This window comes from Streptococcus sp. KHUD_014 (genome assembly GCF_051106275.1).
In the GTDB taxonomy this organism is placed as follows: Bacteria; Bacillota; Bacilli; order Lactobacillales; family Streptococcaceae; genus Streptococcus.
Genome location: NZ_CP193666.1, coordinates 1,832,601 through 1,851,685, shown reverse-complemented (window position 1 = coordinate 1,851,685; position 19,085 = coordinate 1,832,601). Strand labels below are relative to the sequence as shown.

Below are 19,085 nucleotides of genomic sequence, written 5' to 3'. Positions count from 1 at the left end.
GTTTATATGAAGGCGATTGTAGTTGCTGGGGATAAGAATTATCTCACACCGATGCTTACGACGATAAAGTCTATTTTGTATTATAATCAACAGGTTAAGATTTACATTCTACATCAGAATATCCCTAGCGATTGGTTTCATGAAGTCAAGATTCAAGTGGAAAGGTTAGGCAGTCTTGTAGAGGATATTTTTATCGGTGATGTGATTGATCCAGAGTGGAAAACCCAAGCGCACATCTCCCCCATAGCTTATGCTCGATACTTAATTCCACAACTGATTACAGAAGATAGAGTAGTCTATTTAGATAGTGATATTATTGTGCATGGAGATTTGAGTCCACTCTTTGACTTGGAGTTTGGTGACTACTCTTTAGCGGCAGTAAGGGATGTTGATGGCAATGGATTTAATTCAGGGATGCTGGTCATTGATTGTCAAAAGTGGAGAGAAAAAGATATTACTTCCTTGTTGTTTGATAAGACAGTGGAGTATATGTCCTACCTGGAACAGACTACTACAGAAGGTTTCAATGGGGATCAAACCATTTTCAATTTAGTCTTCCAGAATCATTGGCTAGAGTTAGATAAGCATTTTAATCTTCAAGTTGGACATGATGTCGTTGCATTCTATAGCCATTGGGATTCACATTTTGAATTGGATAAAGAACCCTTGATCATCCATTATACGACCTATCGGAAACCATGGTCCACTCTGATGGGCTATCGTTATCGAGACTTATGGTGGGCATTTCGGGATGTTAGTTATGAACAGATTGCTGACCACTATGCAGGACGTTTTACCATCAAGAGAGTTTATGACCTTCATAATGTCAATCTATTTACATTCACAGATTCTCAGGATTTTCTGTATATTGAAGAACTAGCTCAAGCTCTTCCTGATGTTGGATTCCATATTGGTGCCTATACAGACATGGGGGATATTCTTCTGGCTTTGGACAAATATCCTAATGTTTACTTGTATCCCAGCATGGTTGGGGCAGTGATTGATGAAATGATTGAGAAGTCAGACGCCTATCTGGATATCCATAAGGGAAGTTCGATGGACTTTATCGTCAATCGCTATACCAGTGCAGGTAGACCAATATTGACTTTTGATATGACCAACAAAAATCAATTGGAACAAATAGTTGTTTCCTCTCAGACTCCCCAGCCAATGATAGAAGTAATTAAAAAATTAAAGAAAGAAAAAATGGATATGAAGGCAATTGTACTAGGAGCCAACTATCAATATGCAGATAAAGTGTTAACTACAATAAAATCAATCTGCTGTCATAATCGCGGGCTTCGTTTTTATCTGATTAACAGCGATTTTCCGACAGAATGGTTTTATAATCTCAATCGTAAGTTAAAGAAGCTAGACTGTGAAATCGTCAATGCCCGTGTGAATAGTTCTCATATTAGCCAATATAGGACCAATATTCACTATGCAACATTTTTACGTTATTTTATCTCAGATTTTGTTGAGGAAGATAAGGTCTTATATCTAGATTGTGACTTGGTTGTTACAAGAGACTTAAGTCCTCTATTTGATGTCGAACTGGGAGAGTATCCATTGGCAGCAGTCAAGGATCTGGGGGCACAAGTATATTTTAATGAGCATGGATTCAACGCAGGCGTCTTGCTTATCAATAATCGCCTTTGGAAACAAGAAGAAGTTCGCAAACAACTGATTGAAATGACTAATGAGTTGCATGACAAGGTTGCTCAGGATGATCAAAGTATCTTGAATCTCTTATTTAAAGATTGTTGGTTAGCTTTGGACTTTAAATATAACTGTATTACCTTGCACACTCATTTTTCAGATTATCGACCAGAACCTGGGACTTATCCACCGATTATTCATTATTTGACAGAGAGAAAACCATGGGGATTGTATGAACGCTCCATCTATCGAGATGTTTGGTGGTATTATAATGCTCAAGATTGGTCAGACATGAGTCAGGTAACGCCTTGTCTGACAAAAGATCAGGTGAGTCAGTACACAGGGGTTCAACATTCAGCCCTAGTCTATACCTTCTCAAGCGACTTGAGAAATATGGGCTACTTGATTGAAAATTTACCAGATGTCAAGTTTTATGTGGCAGCTCCCGTTATGGTGGCTGATAGTATTACAGCTCTACTAGCCTACCCAAATGTCTCTGTCTTGTCAGATATTGCTGGGCAAGCAGCTTTGATTGATAGCTTGGTTGAAGGCTGTGACTTCTTACTGGATATCAATGCTGAATCCGAAGTTGATGGGATCATTGGGCGTTTCCGACAAGCTGGAAAACCAGTATTTGCTTTTGAAAGTGTAGCCCATGGTGAACAAGGTCAGTTTCTTTATGACCAAGGGCGTCCTGAGGAGATGGTTCTAGCTATTGAAGCCTACTGTCAAAATGGAGAGTTGCCTGTAAAAAAGCTGCAATCCTACCCAAAGGTACTGGATATCCAGCAGAGTCTTGATTATATACTAGAACACCATTCTTCTGTCATTCGTTATGGAGATGGGGAAATGGATATTATGATGGGACATGGAATTCCTTATCAAGACTACGATGAGACATTGGCAGAACAGCTTAGAAGTATGATCCAACTAGAAAGCTCTCCAGAATTGCTGGTTTGTCTCTCAGATGTTTTTGAAGGCTTGGAACGCTATAATCCTGAAGCTGTTAACTTTTGGCAAAAGCATTTAGAGAATTATAAAGAAGCCTATCATAGATTTTGTACAGCAAGTTTCTATGGTTCTACTTTTATATCTCGCCCTTATATGGACCTCAAAGATAAGTCAGCTTCAGTAGCTCACTTTGAAAAATTAAAGAAACTTTGGGATAAACGAAACATCTTGATCGTAGAAGGTGAAAACTCACGTTCAGGAGTTGGTAATGACCTTTTTGACAATGCTCAGTCTGTTGAGCGTATCATCTGCCCTTCTAGAAATGCCTACAGTAAGGTTAAGGATATTCAAGAAGTGATTGAAAATCACGCAGATGGTAAACTAGTATTCTTGATGCTTGGACCTACAGCAAAGGTTTTAGCGTATCACTTAAGCAAAAAAGGCATACAAGCGATTGATTTAGGTCATATTGATTCCGAATATGAGTGGTTTAAGATGGGAGCAACTTCAAAAGTGAAATTCTCACATAAGCATACCGCAGAGCATAATTTTGATCAAGAAATTCAGCTAGTTGAGGATGAAATCTATAATAAGCAAGTTGTTGTAAGGATTTAAATAGAATTATGAAGATAAATATTACAAATATTTACGGTATGTCTGGTCAAAGCACAGCCTTAATTGCCCAGAATGAAACCGTTAAAATTGCAAGAAAGTTAGACTTTCACGAGCTTGGTTTTTACTTTTACGATATTTATAGTGATAGTCAAGGTGAGTTGAATAGCCGTTTAGATGGTGTCATGGCTCGAGTGGGTTACGGTGATATTGTCGTTTATCAATCTCCATCGTGGAATGGTAGGGAGTACGATCAAAATTTTATTAGAAAATGTAAGATTTTAAATACGAAAATTATTACCTTCATTCATGATGTTCCACCCCTTATGTTCCCATCCAATTATTACTTGATGCTTGAGTACATTGAGATGTACAACCAATCGGATTTAGTAGTTGTTCCATCAGAGAAAATGAAGGAACGCCTGATTCAGGAAGGATTGACAGTTCAAAAAATTATGATCCAAGGCATGTGGGATCATGTTCATGACTATCCTTTGAGACAGCCTGCTTTTCAGAAAAAACTATCTTTTGCGGGTAGTGTGGAGCGTTTTGAGCACTTATCCAACTGGGCTTACTCAACACCTCTCGATATTTTTTCCGAATCAAATCAAGAGAATAGTAACCCAATAGTTTCCTTTAGAGGTTGGAAAACCGATCCAGAATTGCTTTTTGCTTTATCAGAGGGTGGCTTTGGCTTGGTATGGGGGACCAGTGAAAATCCTGCTGATGAGGAAGACTATTATCGCTTGAATATCCCTCATAAAGTCAGTACCTATCTTGCTGCAGGGATTCCAGTAGTAGTACCATCCTATCTCTCAAATGCTAATTTCATAAAAGAAAAAGGCTTGGGTTATGTAGTAGATAGTTTGGAAGAAGCCAGTCGTCTTGTAGAGGAAACGACAGTAGAAGCTTATCAACACATGGTTGAAAATGTATATAAAGTGAGTTATGCCTTGAAACAAGGCTACTTTACAAAAAAACTATTAATTGATGCAGTGATGCAGGTTTTGGATATCTAGAACATGATAGTTATGTATTGCCCTCATCCATTAGGATGAGGGAATGCCATTATTGGCAAAAGATTAATTTATAAATTTATACTCTTCGAAAATCAAATTCAAACCACGTCAGCGTCGCCTTACCGTATATATGTTACTGACGTCGTCAGTTCTATCTGCAACCTCAAAGCAGTGCTTTGAGCAACCTGCGGCTAGCTTCCTAGTTTGCTCTTTGATTTTCATTGAGTATTAGCTATGTTCATCAGAATATCTCATCACTCGAATAAGGTAGGAGAAAAATTTGAAGAAAAAATTAACATCAGTTGTCGTGAAACGGGTTATGTGGACGATTTCTTTCTTGTTCATTTATGTTCTAGGAAGTAGATTGACCCTTCCCTTTGTAAACGTTAATGACACGAGTTTTTTGGGTGGAACTGCCGCTTTCTTAGCATTTTCTACTGCTATGACAGGTGGCAACCTTCGGAGTCTTTCTCTATTTTCAGTTGGATTATCTCCCTGGATGTCGGCGATGATTTTATGGCAAATGTTTAGTATGACTAAAAAACTTGGTCTAGGCAGTTTACCACTTGAAGTTCAGGATCGTGGAAAAATGATTTTAACGATTGTTATTGCTTTAATCCAAGCATTAGCTATTACTCTTAATCTCCCTATTCAATCAGGCGTGAATTATGGGCTAGTCTTGACCATGAATACTCTACTCTTGATCGCAGGGACCTTTTTCTTGGTCTGGCTATCGGATTTGAACTCTCTGTTTGGTGTCGGGGGTTCCATGGTTATTTTAATGTCCAGCATGGTAGCTAGTATGCCACAAAACATAGTCAATAGTATTAAGGAGTTACAAGTTAGTCCTTTATTTGTTGCATTATTACTTATGTTTTCTCTTGCTTTTTTGTACATTGCCGTCATCATGCAAAGGGCACGCTATCGTATTCTAGTGAATAAGATTACGATTCACAATCGTTTTAAACGTTATTCTTATTTTGATATTCAGTTGAACCCAGCAGGGGGGATGCCCTTTATGTACGCCATGTCCTTGGTTTCAATTCCCCAGTATTTACTAATGTTACTCCAGATTATTTTTCCAAATGTGACTTGGGTACAGGACTGGATAGGCCAATTTGCAATTGGACGACCAGTCTGGCTGTATACATATATTGTAGTACTGTTTATATTGGGACTTGCTTTCTCTTTTGTTAATATGAATGGAGAAGAAATCGCTGAGAAGATGAAAAAATCTGGGGAGTATATCTATAATATATATCCAGGAGAAGAAACAAGTCGTTATATCAATTGGCTGATCTTACGTTTTGCAGTAATTGGTTCGACCTATACTGTTCTTATGGCAGGATTACCAATGTTGATTGTATTATATGATCCACGCTATATGCAACTTACGATGCTTCCAGGTTTATTTTTGATTTTTAATGGAATGGTGTTTAATATCAAGGAAGAAATCGATGCCTTGACATTAAACGAGAATTATCGACCACTCTTAGAAATCGATTCATAATTGTGAGGAGAAGCTATGTATTATTTCATTCCTTTTTTGGAGCGTAACAATCCATCTTGGCAAGCCAATATTGTGCCTTGGTATAGGACCCCTTATCGCCTAGAATTTGATGATATCTTACACCAAATTCGGATTTTTAAACGCCAAGAATTAGAATCTAAGATGCTATGGTTGACTTATCATCCTCATCTACGCTACTTGTTACACAGACAAGATTTGTTGGAGTCGGATGTTTTCTCCGTTTTTGATGCTATTCAAAATATTGAAGCTGAGGAGATGCATCCTTTACAATTAAAGGATTTAGCATGGGATGAAGATTGTGATTTTATCTATACTCCTTTTGTAGTTGTAGTTAAGCAACAAGGAGAACTCTATGCTGAAATTGAATATGGTTCAGAAGGCTTCATCAGCTATATCACTTACTTTAAGGATGACCAAGTTAATTTTATTTGCTATTTTGATGATCGAGGCTTTTTATCTAGTCTTGTAGAGTTTAAGGATCAGAAGCCAGCTACTCGCTATTATTACAATGCAAAAGGCCAGTGGCAACTTAGGGAAAACTTGCAGGGGGAAGAGCCAATTGTAAAGGTAAACCCAGCGCTAAGCTATCGTTTTGAAAAATTAGCTTATGAGAGTATTGATGAACTTATTTGGGAATTCTTAACAAAATTTTTAAATCAAGACTATCAAGTTGGAGATTCATTTGTTTTGGCAGCTAATACCAAGTTTCAAGATCAATTGTTAGAAAAATTACCAAAAGAAGCTCCTAAAATTACAAGTTTCTTTATTGAAAGAAATCAAGCAGATGATTTACAAACTCATCGCCAAGTAGTAGAACAATCTAGATTGTTGATTAGTGATCGGAAAGATTTTCTTGAGCAATTACAAGAGGCCTATCCCCAATTTGCTTTTAAAATGCATCATTTACCGTCATTTGATACGCGCTTAAAATTAGGGATTAGCCAACGATTAAAAGAATCAAAAATTTATGTCCAATTAGATATACAGATGCAACAAGATCCAGAAGTCCTGTATGAAATCATGCATTTCGTTTCGAAAAATCCCTTGACAGAGGTTGTTTTTTCAGTATTTAATGCAGAAGGTTATCAAATTGAAGCTTTGCAGGAGCAACTCGATTCGCTCATTCTTGAACGTCTTAACCCAAGAGATCTGTTAAAGGATTCTGTGGTATCTGATGCAGAAAATACATTAGAAGAAAATACCAGAGATGATTACCGCTTTAAGATTATCAATCTAAATGATGAGATGGGCTTAATTCGTGAGCTAGAGTATACTCGTTTAATTGTTGATTTGAATCCAGTCGCTAATATTTACACACAGATTGCAGGGATTAGCGCAGGAATCCCTCAAATCAACCGACACGAGTCAGAATATGTTACCCATTTACAAAATGGGTATATCCTATCGGATTTATCGGAGTTTAGTAAAGCTGGGCACTATTTCTTAGATACCCTGAAACATTGGAATCAAGCCTTAATTTATTCAATTGATAAGATTCGACAAAATACAGGTGATCAATTTGTAGATAAGTGGGAAAAATGGTTAGAGGAGGCAAAGGGTGAGCAATAAATTACAGATTTTGCAGATAGGTAGCAGAAACTGGAGCCATATCTATGAGCTTCCTGAAAATATGGAGTGGCATTTCTTTTGGCCGAGATCAACGACTGCTATAAAGAAGGTCATGAAAATGGAAGGCTTAAGAACTTTTTCAGCTATTTTGGTTGAAAATCCTGAGCATTTATCAGATTTGATGCCGCTGATGAAAAAGATCACTCCTTATACTATTTTCTACCCTGATACAGATAAGACTCAATCAAAAGATGTTCAAAATTTTTTGAAAAAAACCTGTGCTCAAGCAACAGATTTTTCAAACCCAGTAGAACTTTTGCGACTCTTATCTAAGGCCCTGTTTAGAGGGCAGTATGGAGATAAGTTAGTTCCAATTGATATGATTGTCAATCCTGCTTTTACAGGAAAGGTTCGATATAATGGTTATGAAAATCTAGAACTCCTAGGAAAGTATGGTCAAGACTTTCGCCCCTTAATTAGTTGGAAGTATAATATCCGAGCTAGCGAATTTAACCCAGTCGAACTTTGGCTCGAATATGAGAAAGATTGGACTTGTGATATTCGTCTGATTGTTCGAAATATCCAAGATGGCTCCACTGCTAACTTTGTTAAAGAACGAGTTTTCACAGTTGAAGATATGAAGGCAGCTCTGGTACTGGATGATGATTTTTCTTCATTTATCAGTGTCTCTTTAGAAGCTAGAGGAGCAGGATGTCTGAAAATAGGAGCTCTTCACCAGCGTTTGACGCGCTACCAATTTGGTAAATATGTTCTTGGTGGGGGAATCATTCATAATGAAAAGCGTGAGGAAATCAATTACTTTTTCTATCCAGGAGACTTTAAGCCACCTTTGAATATCTATTTCTCTGGTTATCGACGTGCGGAAGGATTTGAAGGTTTCGGAATGATGAGATCTCTTGGTACACCTTTCATTCTTTTTCAAGATCCTCGGATAGATGGAGGAGCCTTCTACTTGGGTGATGATTGCCTAGAAAATGGCGTTAGAAATGTCATTCAAAAATATTTGGATTTATTAGGATTTTCAAATAAAGAGTTAATCCTTTCGGGGATATCTATGGGAACCTATGGTGCTATGTATTACAGTTCTTTCTTTGAACCTCGAGCTGTTATTGTGTCAAAACCCTTGACCAATCTTGGATTGATAGCAGAGAGAGGCAGGCTTGAGGCACCAGGCCTTTTCCCAACTGCCTTTGATATTTTACGTCATCATTCTAAGGGGGAGGCTAGCTTAGATGCTATGAGAGCTTTGGATGATCGTTTCTGGACTCCTTTTAAACAGGCAGATTTTAGTCAAACAATTTTTGGACTTTCTTATATGAAAGAGGAAGACTATGATCCACGTGCCTATGATGACTTAGTTGAAAACCTCTATCATATGGGAGCTCGTATTATGGTAAAAGGAACCTCGGGTCGACATAACGATGATAATGATACAACTATAACTTGGTTCATGAATTTTTATAAGATGATATTAGAGCAAGATTTTGGGAGAAAGTTTTAATGATTATCAAACGGAATAAAGAGATTTATTGGGGAGAATTTAAGGGAGCCAGTTTAGGTGACTTGAAAGAGAATAGTTTTTTATATGGTTCAGTCGTTATATATCATTCACGTAATCATATTTATTTTGAAAATAGTATGATGAATTCTGGTACGATGATTCATGAGTGGACCTCAAGTTTTAACTTTCAAGGGAATCGCTTAACCCCGACATTACCTCTTTTGAAAAGGGGACATCGTTACCGTTTAGCTAGTCAGATGACTGTTCAACCTCAAAATGGTTTATATTTTAGACTCATTTTTATGAATCGTTATGATAGGCAAGTTGGTCAAGTAATAGAAAAAAACTTTGATTTCACCTTTACTTATCCTGAAGACGCCTATCATTACAAAGTACAACTGTTGAGCGCAGGCTTTCAATCAGTTGACTTTCATTCATTTTCAATAGAAGAGGACTATTCTGAACAAGATGTGGAAAAATAATAGACAGTTGAGCAAGGTGAAAAAAATCTTGCATCAAATCAATCTAAAAAAAGATGAGATGGCTTCGCTAACAGATGCTGAATTAGCAGGAAAAACTCAAGAATTTAAAGAGAGATTGGCTGCTGGAGAAACTTTAGATGATCTTCTGGTAGAAGCTTTTGCAGTTGTCAGAGAGGCTGATGAACGAATCTTAGGAATGTTTCCCTACGATGTACAGGTCATGGGGGGAATTGTCATTCACCAAGGGAATGTTGCGGAGATGAATACGGGCGAGGGGAAAACTCTGACCGCTACGATGCCAGTCTATCTCAATGCTTTATCAGGGCAAGGTGTTATGCTAGTGACTACAAATGACTATCTTGCCAAGCGTGATGCAGAGGAGATGGGACAGGTCTATGAGTTCCTAGGTTTGACCATTCGTATTCCTTTTTCTGAAGACGAGGATGAAGAGTTAACGGCTGAGGATAAGCAGGAAATTTATAAAGCGGATATTATTTATACTACCAATAGCGGTCTTGGTTTTGACTATTTGGTTGATAATCTAGCCTCCAGTGAAGATAAAAAGTATATGCCAGAATTTAACTTTGTTATCGTAGATGAGGTAGATTCAGTGTTGCTGGACAGTGCTCAAACTCCTTTGGTCATTTCAGGTTCACCGAGGGTACAATCCAATTTTTATGGAATTATTGATACCTTGATGACAACACTAGTTGAGGGTCAAGACTATATCTTTAAAGATGAGAAAAAAGAGGTATGGCTCACTACTAAGGGTGCTAGAACTGCAGAAAGTTTTTTGGGTATTGATAACCTCTATTCCGAAGAACATGGTGTACTAGCAAGACACTTGACCTTTGCACTACGAGCTCATACCATGTTTAAAAGGGATAAAGATTATATTATTCGTAAGGGCGAGAAAGACGAAGAGCTGGTGCTGCTAGATCAAAGTACAGGTCGTTTATTAGAAATGACCAAATTACAGGGTGGTTTACACCAAGCCATTGAGGCAAAAGAGCACGTTCCCTTGTCTGAAGAAACACGGGCGATGGCCTCCATTACCTACCAAAGCTTATTTAAGAAGTTTAAAAAAATCTCTGGGATGACTGGGACAGGAAAGGTTGCAGAGAAAGAGTTTTTAGAAACTTATGGCATGTCAGTGATTCAAATTCCTACAAATCGTCCGAATCAGCGAATCGATTATCCAGATAATCTCTATGTTACCCTACCTGAAAAAGTGTATGCATCGCTTGCTGAAATTAAATATTATCATGAAAAAGGTAATCCTTTATTGGTTTTTGTCGGATCCGTAGAAATGTCTGAACTTTACTCCTCCCTATTATTACGTGAAGGAATTGCTCATAACGTTTTAAATGCCCATAATGCAGCGCGTGAAGCTCAGATGATTGCAGAGTCGGGTCGTATGGGAGCTGTGACAGTTGCGACTTCTATGGCCGGTCGTGGGACTGATATTAAACTTGGTCCAGGAGTTGCTGAACTTGGCGGTCTAGTTGTAATTGGTACAGAACGGATGGATAGTAAGCGTATTGACTTACAAATTAGAGGACGTTCTGGGCGACAGGGAGACCCTGGGCTATCAAAATTCTTTGTGTCACTGGAAGATGATGTGATCAAGAAGTTTGGTCCTTCTTGGGTACATAAGATGTATAAGGACTATACCGTAAATAAACAGATAAGCCCAGAACTTTTAGAAGGAAGACGCTATCGAAAATTAGTAGAAAAAGCGCAGAAGGCAAGCGATAGCGCTGCTAGATCATCAAGAAGGCAAACCTTAGAGTATGCTGAGAGTATGAATATCCAAAGAGAGATGGTTTATAGTCAAAGAAACCGTTTGATTGATGGTACCGAGGATCTAGATGGTTTTGTTGTGGATGTACTAGATGAATTCATAAAAAAAAGCTTGTCAGAAGAAGCATTTGAAAGTAGAGAGGAACTCTATCATTTTATCGTTAAAAATATCAGTTTTCTTTATCATGCAGTTCCTCGCGAGTTGGATATGACAGATAAGGAAGCCATTAGACGAGTTTTAGAGACAACCATCCAAAAAAGTCTACAAGAGAAACGAACGCTTCTTGAAACTCATGACTTCTTTTCAGATTTTCAGCGTTTAGCCTTGTTAAAGGCCATAGATGATAACTGGGTAGAACAGGTGGACTACCTTCAACAACTGAGTCTAGCGATTGGTGGGCAGTCAGCTGCTCAAAAGAATCCTATTGTCGAGTATTACCAAGAAGCCTATCATGGATTCGAAGAAATGAAAAGGCAGGTCAAGAAGGATATGGTTCGAAATCTTTTATTGAGTCGAGTAGACATTTCACCTGATGGGGAAATTATGGCTTATTTTCCATAAAAAGGGGACAATATGACAATTTACAATATAAATTTAGGAATTGGTTGGGCCAGCAGTGGTGTTGAATATGCCCAGGCTTATCGTGCGGGTATTTTTCGCAGCCTGAATCTGCCGTCGAAGTTTATCTTTACAGATATGATTTTGGGAGATAATATCCAGCACCTAACCGCAAATATCGGCTTTGATGACGATCAAGTCATCTGGCTTTACAATCACTTTACAGATATCAAAATTGCACCGACCAGTGTGACGGTAGATGATGTGTTAGCTTATTTTGAAGGCGTAGAAAGCCGTCGTGAACGAAATGGGAAAATTGAACGAATCTTCTTCTCAGATGAAGACAAGTTTATCACTTGTTATTTGGTAGATGAGGAAAAAGATTTTGTTCAACATGTGGAGTATGTGTATGCTGGTAAATTGATCCGCAAAGATTACTTCTCTTACACACGCTACTGCACAGAATATTTTGCTCCTAAAGACAATGTAGCGACCCTCTACCAAAGAACCTTCTACAATGAAGATGGGACTCCGGCTTATGAGATGTTCATGAATCAAGGGACCGAGGAAGTCTACCGTTTCAAGGATCGCATTTTATACGGGAAGCCTGCCTTGATTCGTTATTTCATGCAGACACTTCAGTTAAGTAAATCAGATTTAGTAATTTTAGATCGTGAGACAGGGATTGGTCAGGTGGTCTTTGAAGAAGCGCAAGCGGCGCATCTAGCAGTGGTTGTTCATGCGGAGCATTACAGTGAAAATGCGACCAATGATGATTATATCCTTTGGAACAACTATTATGACTATCAATTTACCAATGCAGATAAGGTCGATCTCTTTATCGTTTCAACGGATCGTCAAAAAGAAGTCTTAGAACAGCAGTTTACTCGCTATACCTCGCATACTCCTAAGATTGTGACCATTCCAGTTGGAAGTGTAGATCAATTAACAAAACCACAAGAGAGTCGTAAAGCATTTTCTCTCATTACAGCTTCGCGTCTAGCTAAGGAAAAGCATATTGATTGGCTTGTCAAGGCTGTGATTGAGGCTCATAAGGAGTTGCCAGAATTAACCTTTGATATCTACGGTAGTGGTGGCGAAGAAGGACGTCTTCATGAGCTTATCGCTGCAGGTCAGGCAGAAGAGTATATTAAACTTAAGGGACATGCCGAACTTTCTCAAATCTATTCACAGTATGAAGTTTATCTAACTGCTTCTACAAGTGAAGGCTTTGGCTTAACACTCATGGAAGCGATTGGTTCAGGTTTGCCACTGATTGGTTTTGATGTTCCTTATGGAAATCAAACCTTCATCGAAGATGGCGAAAATGGCTACTTGATTCCAAGCTCATCTGACCATGTCGAAGATGAAATCAAGAAAGCTTATGCAGAAAAGATTTGCCAATTGTATTTGGAAAATCGTTTGGAAAGTATGAGAGAAAAGTCTTACCAGATTGCTGAGAAATTCTTAACTCAAGAGATTCTGAATACATGGGAAAAAACAATCAAGGAGGTAGTGGATGATTCAGTTATTTGATGTATACAGTCAAGAAAGCCAAGATTTGCACTATAGTCTGACTGAAGCAGGACTGTCTGATTTGGCTGTAGTTATTGAACCCGATGGATTTTTACCAGATGGAGTTGTCTCACCCTTCACCTATTATTTGGGTTATGACAGTGGTAAACCCTTGTACTTTAACCAAGTTCCTGTCCCAGATTTTTGGGAGATTGCTGGTAATAATCAATTTGGGACTATCAATGATCTCAATCAAGAACGAGCAGTGATACATTTTGCAGATGGTTTACAGGCTCGTTTGGTAAAAAAAGTCGAATGGAAAACACCAGCAGGTCGGATTTTTCAGGTAGATCACTACAATCGTTTTGGATCTTGCTTTGCTAAGACCACCTTTGATGCTTCTGGCCAAGCTATTATGACTTCCTATAGGGATGTAGAACAAAAGGAAGTTATTTTGGAAAACCATGTCACAGGTGATATTCTTTTGACCTTGGAAGGGCAAGGCTTGCGCCATTTTTCTGGTCGAGTAGCCTTTATCATAGACTTCTTGCAAGGTTTGAATGTGAATCTTGACCACCTTCTCTTTAATAGCTTATCTACTTCGTTTTTGACTTCTTTCCATTTTCCAGAAAAATCAGGTCAGGATATCCTAGTTTGGCAAGAACCACTACATGATGATATACCAGGAAATATGCAACTGATTTTGGAGAATGACCAGCTTCGAGCTAAGACCATTATCATTCCAGATTATGCGACTTATGAACGCGCTCTGCAATTGACGGATGCAAAATTCCATCATAAGTTTAGTCACTTAGGCTATTATTATCACTTTAAGCGTGATAATTTTGTTCGACCTGATGCCCTGATAGTGACCAATTCGGATCAACTAGAGCAAGTCGAAAAATTGGTGGAGAGTTTACCAAGGGTCACTTTCCGAATCGCGGCAGTGACAGAAATGTCAGCAAAGTTGATGGATATGCTACGCTACCCGAATGTTGTACTCTATCAAAATGCCAGTCCCCAAAAGATTCAAGATCTCTATCAACTATCAGATATCTACTTGGATATCAACTATGGTAATGAACTTCTCCAGGCTGTTCGTCAGGCCTTTGAACACAACCAACTGGTCCTAGCTTTTGAAGAAACTGCCCATAACCGTCGCTATACAGCTCCAAGTCATATTTTTGCTAAGGAAGCAGTTGACGGCATGATTCAAACTATTGATTTAGCTCTTTCTAACGTTAAGGAGATGGGACGAGCTCTTGGAGAACAGGGTTACCATGCCAATTATGTGGATCCAATTATGTATCAGGAGAGGATGGAAATCATTTTAGGAGAAAGACATGACTAAAAAAGATCTATTTTATCAGGATGTTGAAGGCCGCATGGAAGAGATGAAACAAGAACCCATCAAAAAAGAAAAAGCCACACGTGGTGAAAAAATTAGTAAAACCTTCTCTTTCTTGTTAGGATTCATCATTTTGATTGGTTTGCTGTTTACTTTAATAGGGCTTTTGAGGTAGTTAAATGACTGAATTATTGATAATTTTAACCATTATTTTAGCTATTTCCTTAATCATTCTTGTAACGATACAACCACGACAAACTCAAATTTTCTCTACTGATGCTACCAGCAATATCGGAAAGCCCAGTTATTGGCAAAGTAATACGCTTGTTAAAGTCTTAACCTTGCTTGTTAGCTTAGCCTTGTTTATGATGCTTATCCTCTTTATGGCCTTAACTTTTGCGTAAGCTTTGATTTCTGGCGAGAATGATTGACTTTAAAAGTGATTATTTAAAGAAATTTAAGTTTTAGGAGAATATTTTAAGAAAACTTTTAGGAATCTAGCTTATACTATAAGCATAAGTTAAGAAGACCTTAACTTTAACTCCTAAAAATTTTTCATAATAATCTCCCTATAAAATAAAGTCGCCCAATCAGGCGGCTTATTTTTTGTTCTAAGTCTATGCTTTTTCATGATATAATAGCTTTATGAGATTAGATAAATTTTTAGTAGCCTGCGCTGTCGGGAGTCGGACTGAGGTCAAAAACCTTCTCAAGGCTGGGCGCGTGACGGTCAATGGCAAGAAAGAAAAATCTGCAAAGCTACAAATTGATGAAGAGACAGACGAGATTTGCTTTGATGGGCAAAAGCTAGACTACGAGGAGTTTGTCTACTACATGATGAACAAGCCTCAGGGGGTTATCTCAGCGACTGAAGATCCTAAACACAAGACAGTCTTGGATTTAATGGATGACTATGCACATGCTAAGGAAGTTTTCCCGGTGGGGCGTTTGGATATTGATACGCATGGACTTTTACTCTTGACCAATGATGGCAAGCTGGCTCATGCTCTCCTTTCACCTAAACGCCATGTGGATAAGACTTATCTGGCGCAGGTCAAGGGAATCATGACAGATGCAGATGTTGAGACATTTGCGCAAGGTATTCCCCTCAAGGACTTTACCTGTCAGCCTGCCAAGCTGGAGCTTGTGTCGATCGATACGGAAAAGGATCAAAGCCTGGTCCGAGTGACCATTGCAGAAGGGAAATTTCACCAGATTAAACGGATGGTAGCATACTGTGGCAAGGAAGTGGTGGACTTGCAACGTCTGACCATGGGAACTTTGACCTTGGATGAAAATCTAAAGCGTGGGGAATGGCGTCGCTTAACTAAAGAGGAATTAGAAGGCTTACTCGAAAGTGTTGGGTAAACTGTGTAATCGTTGAAAAAGGTGAGGAAAATATCCTTGCCTTTTTCAGTTTTTGGTTGCTTCCTTTGTGAAAAGAGTTATAATAGACTGTAGAATAAAAGGAGGATTTTATGAACGCGATTCAAGAATCATTTACAGATAAATTATTTGCCAACTATGAAGCAAATGTAAAATACCAAGCTATCGAAAATGCAGCTAGCCACAATGGAATTTTTGCAGCCCTTGAGCGTCGTCAAAGCCATGTAGACAACACACCTGTTTTCTCACTTGACTTGACTAAGGACAAGGTCACTAACCAGAAAGCATCTGGTCGTTGCTGGATGTTTGCAGCCCTTAATACTTTCCGCCACAAACTCATCTCTCAATACAAACTTGAAAACTTTGAATTGTCACAAGCCCACACCTTCTTCTGGGACAAGTATGAAAAATCTAACTGGTTCTTGGAGCAAGTCATTGTGACAGCTGACCAAGAATTGACAAGCCGCAAGGTTAGCTTCCTACTCCAAACTCCACAACAAGATGGTGGACAATGGGATATGGTAGTTTCTCTCTTTGAGAAATATGGTGTCGTTCCTAAGTCTGTTTATCCAGAGTCTGTTTCATCTAGCAGCAGCCGTGAGCTCAATGCCATCCTTAACAAATTGCTCCGTCAAGACGCTCAAATCTTGCGTGACCTCTTGGCTTCTGGTGCAGATCAAGCAGCTGTTCAAGCTAAAAAAGAAGACCTCTTGCAAGAAATCTTTAACTTCCTTGCTATGTCACTAGGACTTCCACCACGTCAATTTGACTTTGCTTATCGCGATAAGGATAACAACTACCAAAGCGAAAAAGGCATCACGCCACAAGAGTTTTACAAGAAATACGTTGACCTTCCACTAGAAGACTACGTTTCTGTGATCAATGCTCCAACTGCTGACAAACCTTACGGTAAATCTTACACAGTTGAGATGTTGGGAAATGTCGTTGGTAGCCGTGCAGTTCGCTACATCAACGTACCGATGGAACGCTTGAAAGAATTGGCGATTGCCCAAATGCAGACAGGAGAAACTGTCTGGTTTGGTTCAGATGTCGGCCAGCTAAGCAACCGTAAAGCCGGAATCCTTGCGACAGATGTTTATGACTTTGAATCAAGTATGGACATTCAACTCACTCAAGATAAGGCTGGACGTTTGGACTACAGCGAAAGCTTGATGACTCATGCTATGGTCTTAACAGGTGTTGATTTGGACGAAAACGGTAAATCAGTCAAGTGGAAAGTTGAAAACTCATGGGGAGACAAGGTTGGTACAGATGGTTACTTTGTTGCTTCAGATGCTTGGATGGACGAGTACACTTACCAAATTGTTGTTCGTAAGGAATTGCTAACAGAAGAAGAACGAGCTGCTTACGAAGCAGAACCAATCGTCCTTGCACCATGGGATCCAATGGGTGCCTTGGCAGAATAAATGAGATATAAAAAGAATGTTTCTATAATTTTTAGGGTTGGTGGAAATTTTCCACCAACCCTATTTTAGTGTATACAAAAAGGCCAACATCCATTATATTAAAAGCGCTTAAACCTAAAACAAAAGGGTGATGACCATATGAACAATATACTAGAAGCTACGCTACAAATCAAAGATAAAAACATTATTTGGGATGATAAAGTTCAAGAGAAGATATTTAAAAATAGAAAATCTTTATTTTATTCAGCTACATATACGCATAAACCATAATTATGTGCCGTTTGTGGGTGCGTTAGCCAAAATAACAATATTGTTAAAAACGGGACGAAAACTTCTCGTATCACTCTCTGTTCTGTTTCAGGCCTTCCGGCCTACTTAAAGCTACGAAAGCAGAGGTTTCTCTGTAGAGAATGTGGTTCTTCATTTACTGCAGATACTAGTCGAATTGTAGAAAAATACTGTCATATCTCGAAACGATTAAAAAATGAAATTAAGGCAAAATAAGTGAAACAGTATCTGAAACATATATTGCCAAAGAAACAAATGTTTCAATTCATACCGTTAGACGTATCATAGATGATACAGCACGATTATTAACGATTAAACCATTACATGATTTACCTGAGCATTTGTGTTTTGATGAATTTAAATCTGTTAAATCTTCCGATAGCAATATGAGCTTCATTATTTGTGATAGCACTACACACAAGTTGGTCGATGTTGTACGAGATAGAAAATCTTACAGTTTGAAACAATATTTTTATCGTTTTGAGCCTAAGACTAGATTAAAGGTGAAAACTATCTCCATCGATATGTAGTTGCCATACATTCAATTAATAAAAGAAATGTTTCCTAACGCAAAAATTATCATTGATCCTTTTCACATTGTACAAGCCTTGAATAGAGAATTAAATTGAACTCGGGTACGTATCATGAATCAGCATCGTTATAAAAATCCTAAATTATATCGAAAGTTAAAACATTATTGGAAGTTAATTTTAAAGAACCCTAATGAACTTCAGAACTATAAATATAATCGTTATAAGCTTTTTGAAAGCTTCATAACAAGTAAAGGAATCGTAGATTATATCTTAGAAAAAAATCCATCTCTTAAAAATGATTATGAGGTTGTACATTCACTTCGTGAATGTATACAGGATAGAGATTATATAGAATTCAAGGAAACGATTGAAGCAGCTACGCAATTAGACCTATCTCCTGGTTTAAAAAGAGTGTTAAAGACTCTTATGACTTACTTGCCATATATTCAAAATACTTGTGAGTATCCAACTAGAACAAATGGCCCTATTGAAGGAATAAACAATAAAATAAAAGTGCTTAAAAGAAATGCCTACGGCTTTAGAAACTATTACCATTTTAGAAATAGGATTATTTTAATAACAAAAATGTTTGGCCCAAAACAAAAAGGAATTAAGCAACAATTAGTTGCTTAATCCCTTCCTAAATTTCTTCATCAACACTATTTGACAAAGAGCCCTTTTTTAGTGCTCAAAATAGCACTCAATTTTAAATGGATTTGGTGTTCAAAAAATAAAATCAAATGCAACAAACTAATTTCATTTTTAATAGGTACAATTAATTTTAGAAGATAGTACGAAAAAATATTGACTGTTTTCTTTAGAAAGTGTAAACTTTAGATAGATTATTTAAAGTGAGGTTTTTTTATCTTGTCTATATTAAA

The 19,085-nt window shown here is 38.0% G+C and carries 13 protein-coding genes and 1 pseudogene; all 14 read left to right on the top strand.

Annotated features, from left to right (window positions below; all coding sequences use genetic code 11):
* Window positions 1-6: 6 nt before the first annotated feature.
* The 14 genes and pseudogenes from ACORHT_RS08960 (at window position 7) to ACORHT_RS08895 (ending at window position 18,837) form a co-directional block, all read left to right on the top strand.
* Window positions 7-3,225 carry an SP_1767 family glycosyltransferase gene (locus ACORHT_RS08960; RefSeq protein WP_434350082.1) on the top strand — a complete coding sequence of 1,073 codons (3,219 nt, stop codon included), beginning with the start codon at window positions 7-9 and terminating at the stop codon, window positions 3,223-3,225.
* A gap of 8 nt (window positions 3,226-3,233) precedes the next feature.
* The gene (locus ACORHT_RS08955) at window positions 3,234-4,241 is read left to right on the top strand and encodes a sugar transferase (RefSeq protein WP_434350081.1); all 1,008 of its coding nucleotides are present in this window, start codon (window positions 3,234-3,236) and stop codon (window positions 4,239-4,241) included.
* 280 nt (window positions 4,242-4,521) lie between these two features.
* Window positions 4,522-5,751: an accessory Sec system protein translocase subunit SecY2 gene (gene secY2, locus ACORHT_RS08950; RefSeq protein WP_434350080.1), complete on the top strand. Its 1,230-nt coding sequence runs from the start codon at window positions 4,522-4,524 to the stop codon at window positions 5,749-5,751.
* Between the two features lie 15 nt (window positions 5,752-5,766).
* Window positions 5,767-7,341, top strand: coding sequence for an accessory Sec system protein Asp1 (gene asp1, locus ACORHT_RS08945; RefSeq protein ID WP_434350079.1), 1,575 nt, complete (start codon window positions 5,767-5,769; stop codon window positions 7,339-7,341).
* On the top strand, window positions 7,331-8,863 hold the full coding sequence (gene asp2, locus ACORHT_RS08940; protein ID WP_434350078.1) for an accessory Sec system protein Asp2: 1,533 nt from the start codon (window positions 7,331-7,333) through the stop codon (window positions 8,861-8,863). Before asp1 ends, asp2 begins: the two co-directional genes overlap by 11 nt.
* Window positions 8,863-9,345: an accessory Sec system protein Asp3 gene (gene asp3 / locus ACORHT_RS08935; protein ID WP_434350077.1), complete on the top strand. Its 483-nt coding sequence runs from the start codon at window positions 8,863-8,865 to the stop codon at window positions 9,343-9,345. The genes asp2 and asp3 overlap by 1 nt, the downstream gene beginning before the upstream one ends.
* On the top strand, window positions 9,332-11,710 hold the full coding sequence (gene secA2, locus ACORHT_RS08930; RefSeq protein ID WP_434350076.1) for an accessory Sec system translocase SecA2: 2,379 nt from the start codon (window positions 9,332-9,334) through the stop codon (window positions 11,708-11,710). The genes asp3 and secA2 overlap by 14 nt, the downstream gene beginning before the upstream one ends.
* Window positions 11,711-11,722: 12 nt before the next feature.
* On the top strand, window positions 11,723-13,243 hold the full coding sequence (gene gtfA, locus ACORHT_RS08925) for an accessory Sec system glycosyltransferase GtfA (protein WP_434350075.1): 1,521 nt from the start codon (window positions 11,723-11,725) through the stop codon (window positions 13,241-13,243).
* Window positions 13,227-14,573: an accessory Sec system glycosylation chaperone GtfB gene (gtfB, locus tag ACORHT_RS08920; protein ID WP_434350074.1), complete on the top strand. Its 1,347-nt coding sequence runs from the start codon at window positions 13,227-13,229 to the stop codon at window positions 14,571-14,573. Before gtfA ends, gtfB begins: the two co-directional genes overlap by 17 nt.
* Window positions 14,566-14,745 carry an accessory Sec system protein Asp4 gene (gene asp4 / locus ACORHT_RS08915; RefSeq protein WP_075230368.1) on the top strand — a complete coding sequence of 60 codons (180 nt, stop codon included), beginning with the start codon at window positions 14,566-14,568 and terminating at the stop codon, window positions 14,743-14,745. The genes gtfB and asp4 overlap by 8 nt, the downstream gene beginning before the upstream one ends.
* A gap of 4 nt (window positions 14,746-14,749) precedes the next feature.
* Window positions 14,750-14,974 (top strand): accessory Sec system protein Asp5, encoded by a 225-nt coding sequence (asp5, locus tag ACORHT_RS08910; protein ID WP_434350073.1) that lies wholly within the window; start codon window positions 14,750-14,752, stop codon window positions 14,972-14,974.
* Window positions 14,975-15,215: 241 nt separating this feature from the next.
* Complete coding sequence (locus ACORHT_RS08905) at window positions 15,216-15,938, top strand: pseudouridine synthase (protein WP_434350072.1); 723 nt, start codon at window positions 15,216-15,218, stop codon at window positions 15,936-15,938.
* A 110-nt stretch (window positions 15,939-16,048) separates the two neighbouring features.
* Entirely contained in the window at window positions 16,049-17,383 is a 1,335-nt protein-coding gene (gene pepC / locus ACORHT_RS08900; RefSeq protein WP_434350071.1) for an aminopeptidase C, read from the top strand.
* Window positions 17,384-17,521: 138 nt separating this feature from the next.
* A pseudogene (locus ACORHT_RS08895) lies at window positions 17,522-18,837 on the top strand (ISL3 family transposase).
* Window positions 18,838-19,085 lie beyond the last annotated feature (248 nt).

Coding starts and splice junctions, on each gene's coding strand:
- ACORHT_RS08905 (WP_434350072.1), top strand. CDS start 15,216: ATGAGATTAGATAAATTTTTAGTAGCCTGCGCTGTCGGGAGTCGGACT.
- gtfA (WP_434350075.1), top strand. CDS start 11,723: ATGACAATTTACAATATAAATTTAGGAATTGGTTGGGCCAGCAGTGGT.
- ACORHT_RS08955 (WP_434350081.1), top strand. CDS start 3,234: ATGAAGATAAATATTACAAATATTTACGGTATGTCTGGTCAAAGCACA.
- asp3 (WP_434350077.1), top strand. CDS start 8,863: ATGATTATCAAACGGAATAAAGAGATTTATTGGGGAGAATTTAAGGGA.
- asp5 (WP_434350073.1), top strand. CDS start 14,750: ATGACTGAATTATTGATAATTTTAACCATTATTTTAGCTATTTCCTTA.
- pepC (WP_434350071.1), top strand. CDS start 16,049: ATGAACGCGATTCAAGAATCATTTACAGATAAATTATTTGCCAACTAT.
- asp4 (WP_075230368.1), top strand. CDS start 14,566: ATGACTAAAAAAGATCTATTTTATCAGGATGTTGAAGGCCGCATGGAA.
- gtfB (WP_434350074.1), top strand. CDS start 13,227: ATGATTCAGTTATTTGATGTATACAGTCAAGAAAGCCAAGATTTGCAC.
- ACORHT_RS08960 (WP_434350082.1), top strand. CDS start 7: ATGAAGGCGATTGTAGTTGCTGGGGATAAGAATTATCTCACACCGATG.
- secA2 (WP_434350076.1), top strand. CDS start 9,332: ATGTGGAAAAATAATAGACAGTTGAGCAAGGTGAAAAAAATCTTGCAT.
- asp1 (WP_434350079.1), top strand. CDS start 5,767: ATGTATTATTTCATTCCTTTTTTGGAGCGTAACAATCCATCTTGGCAA.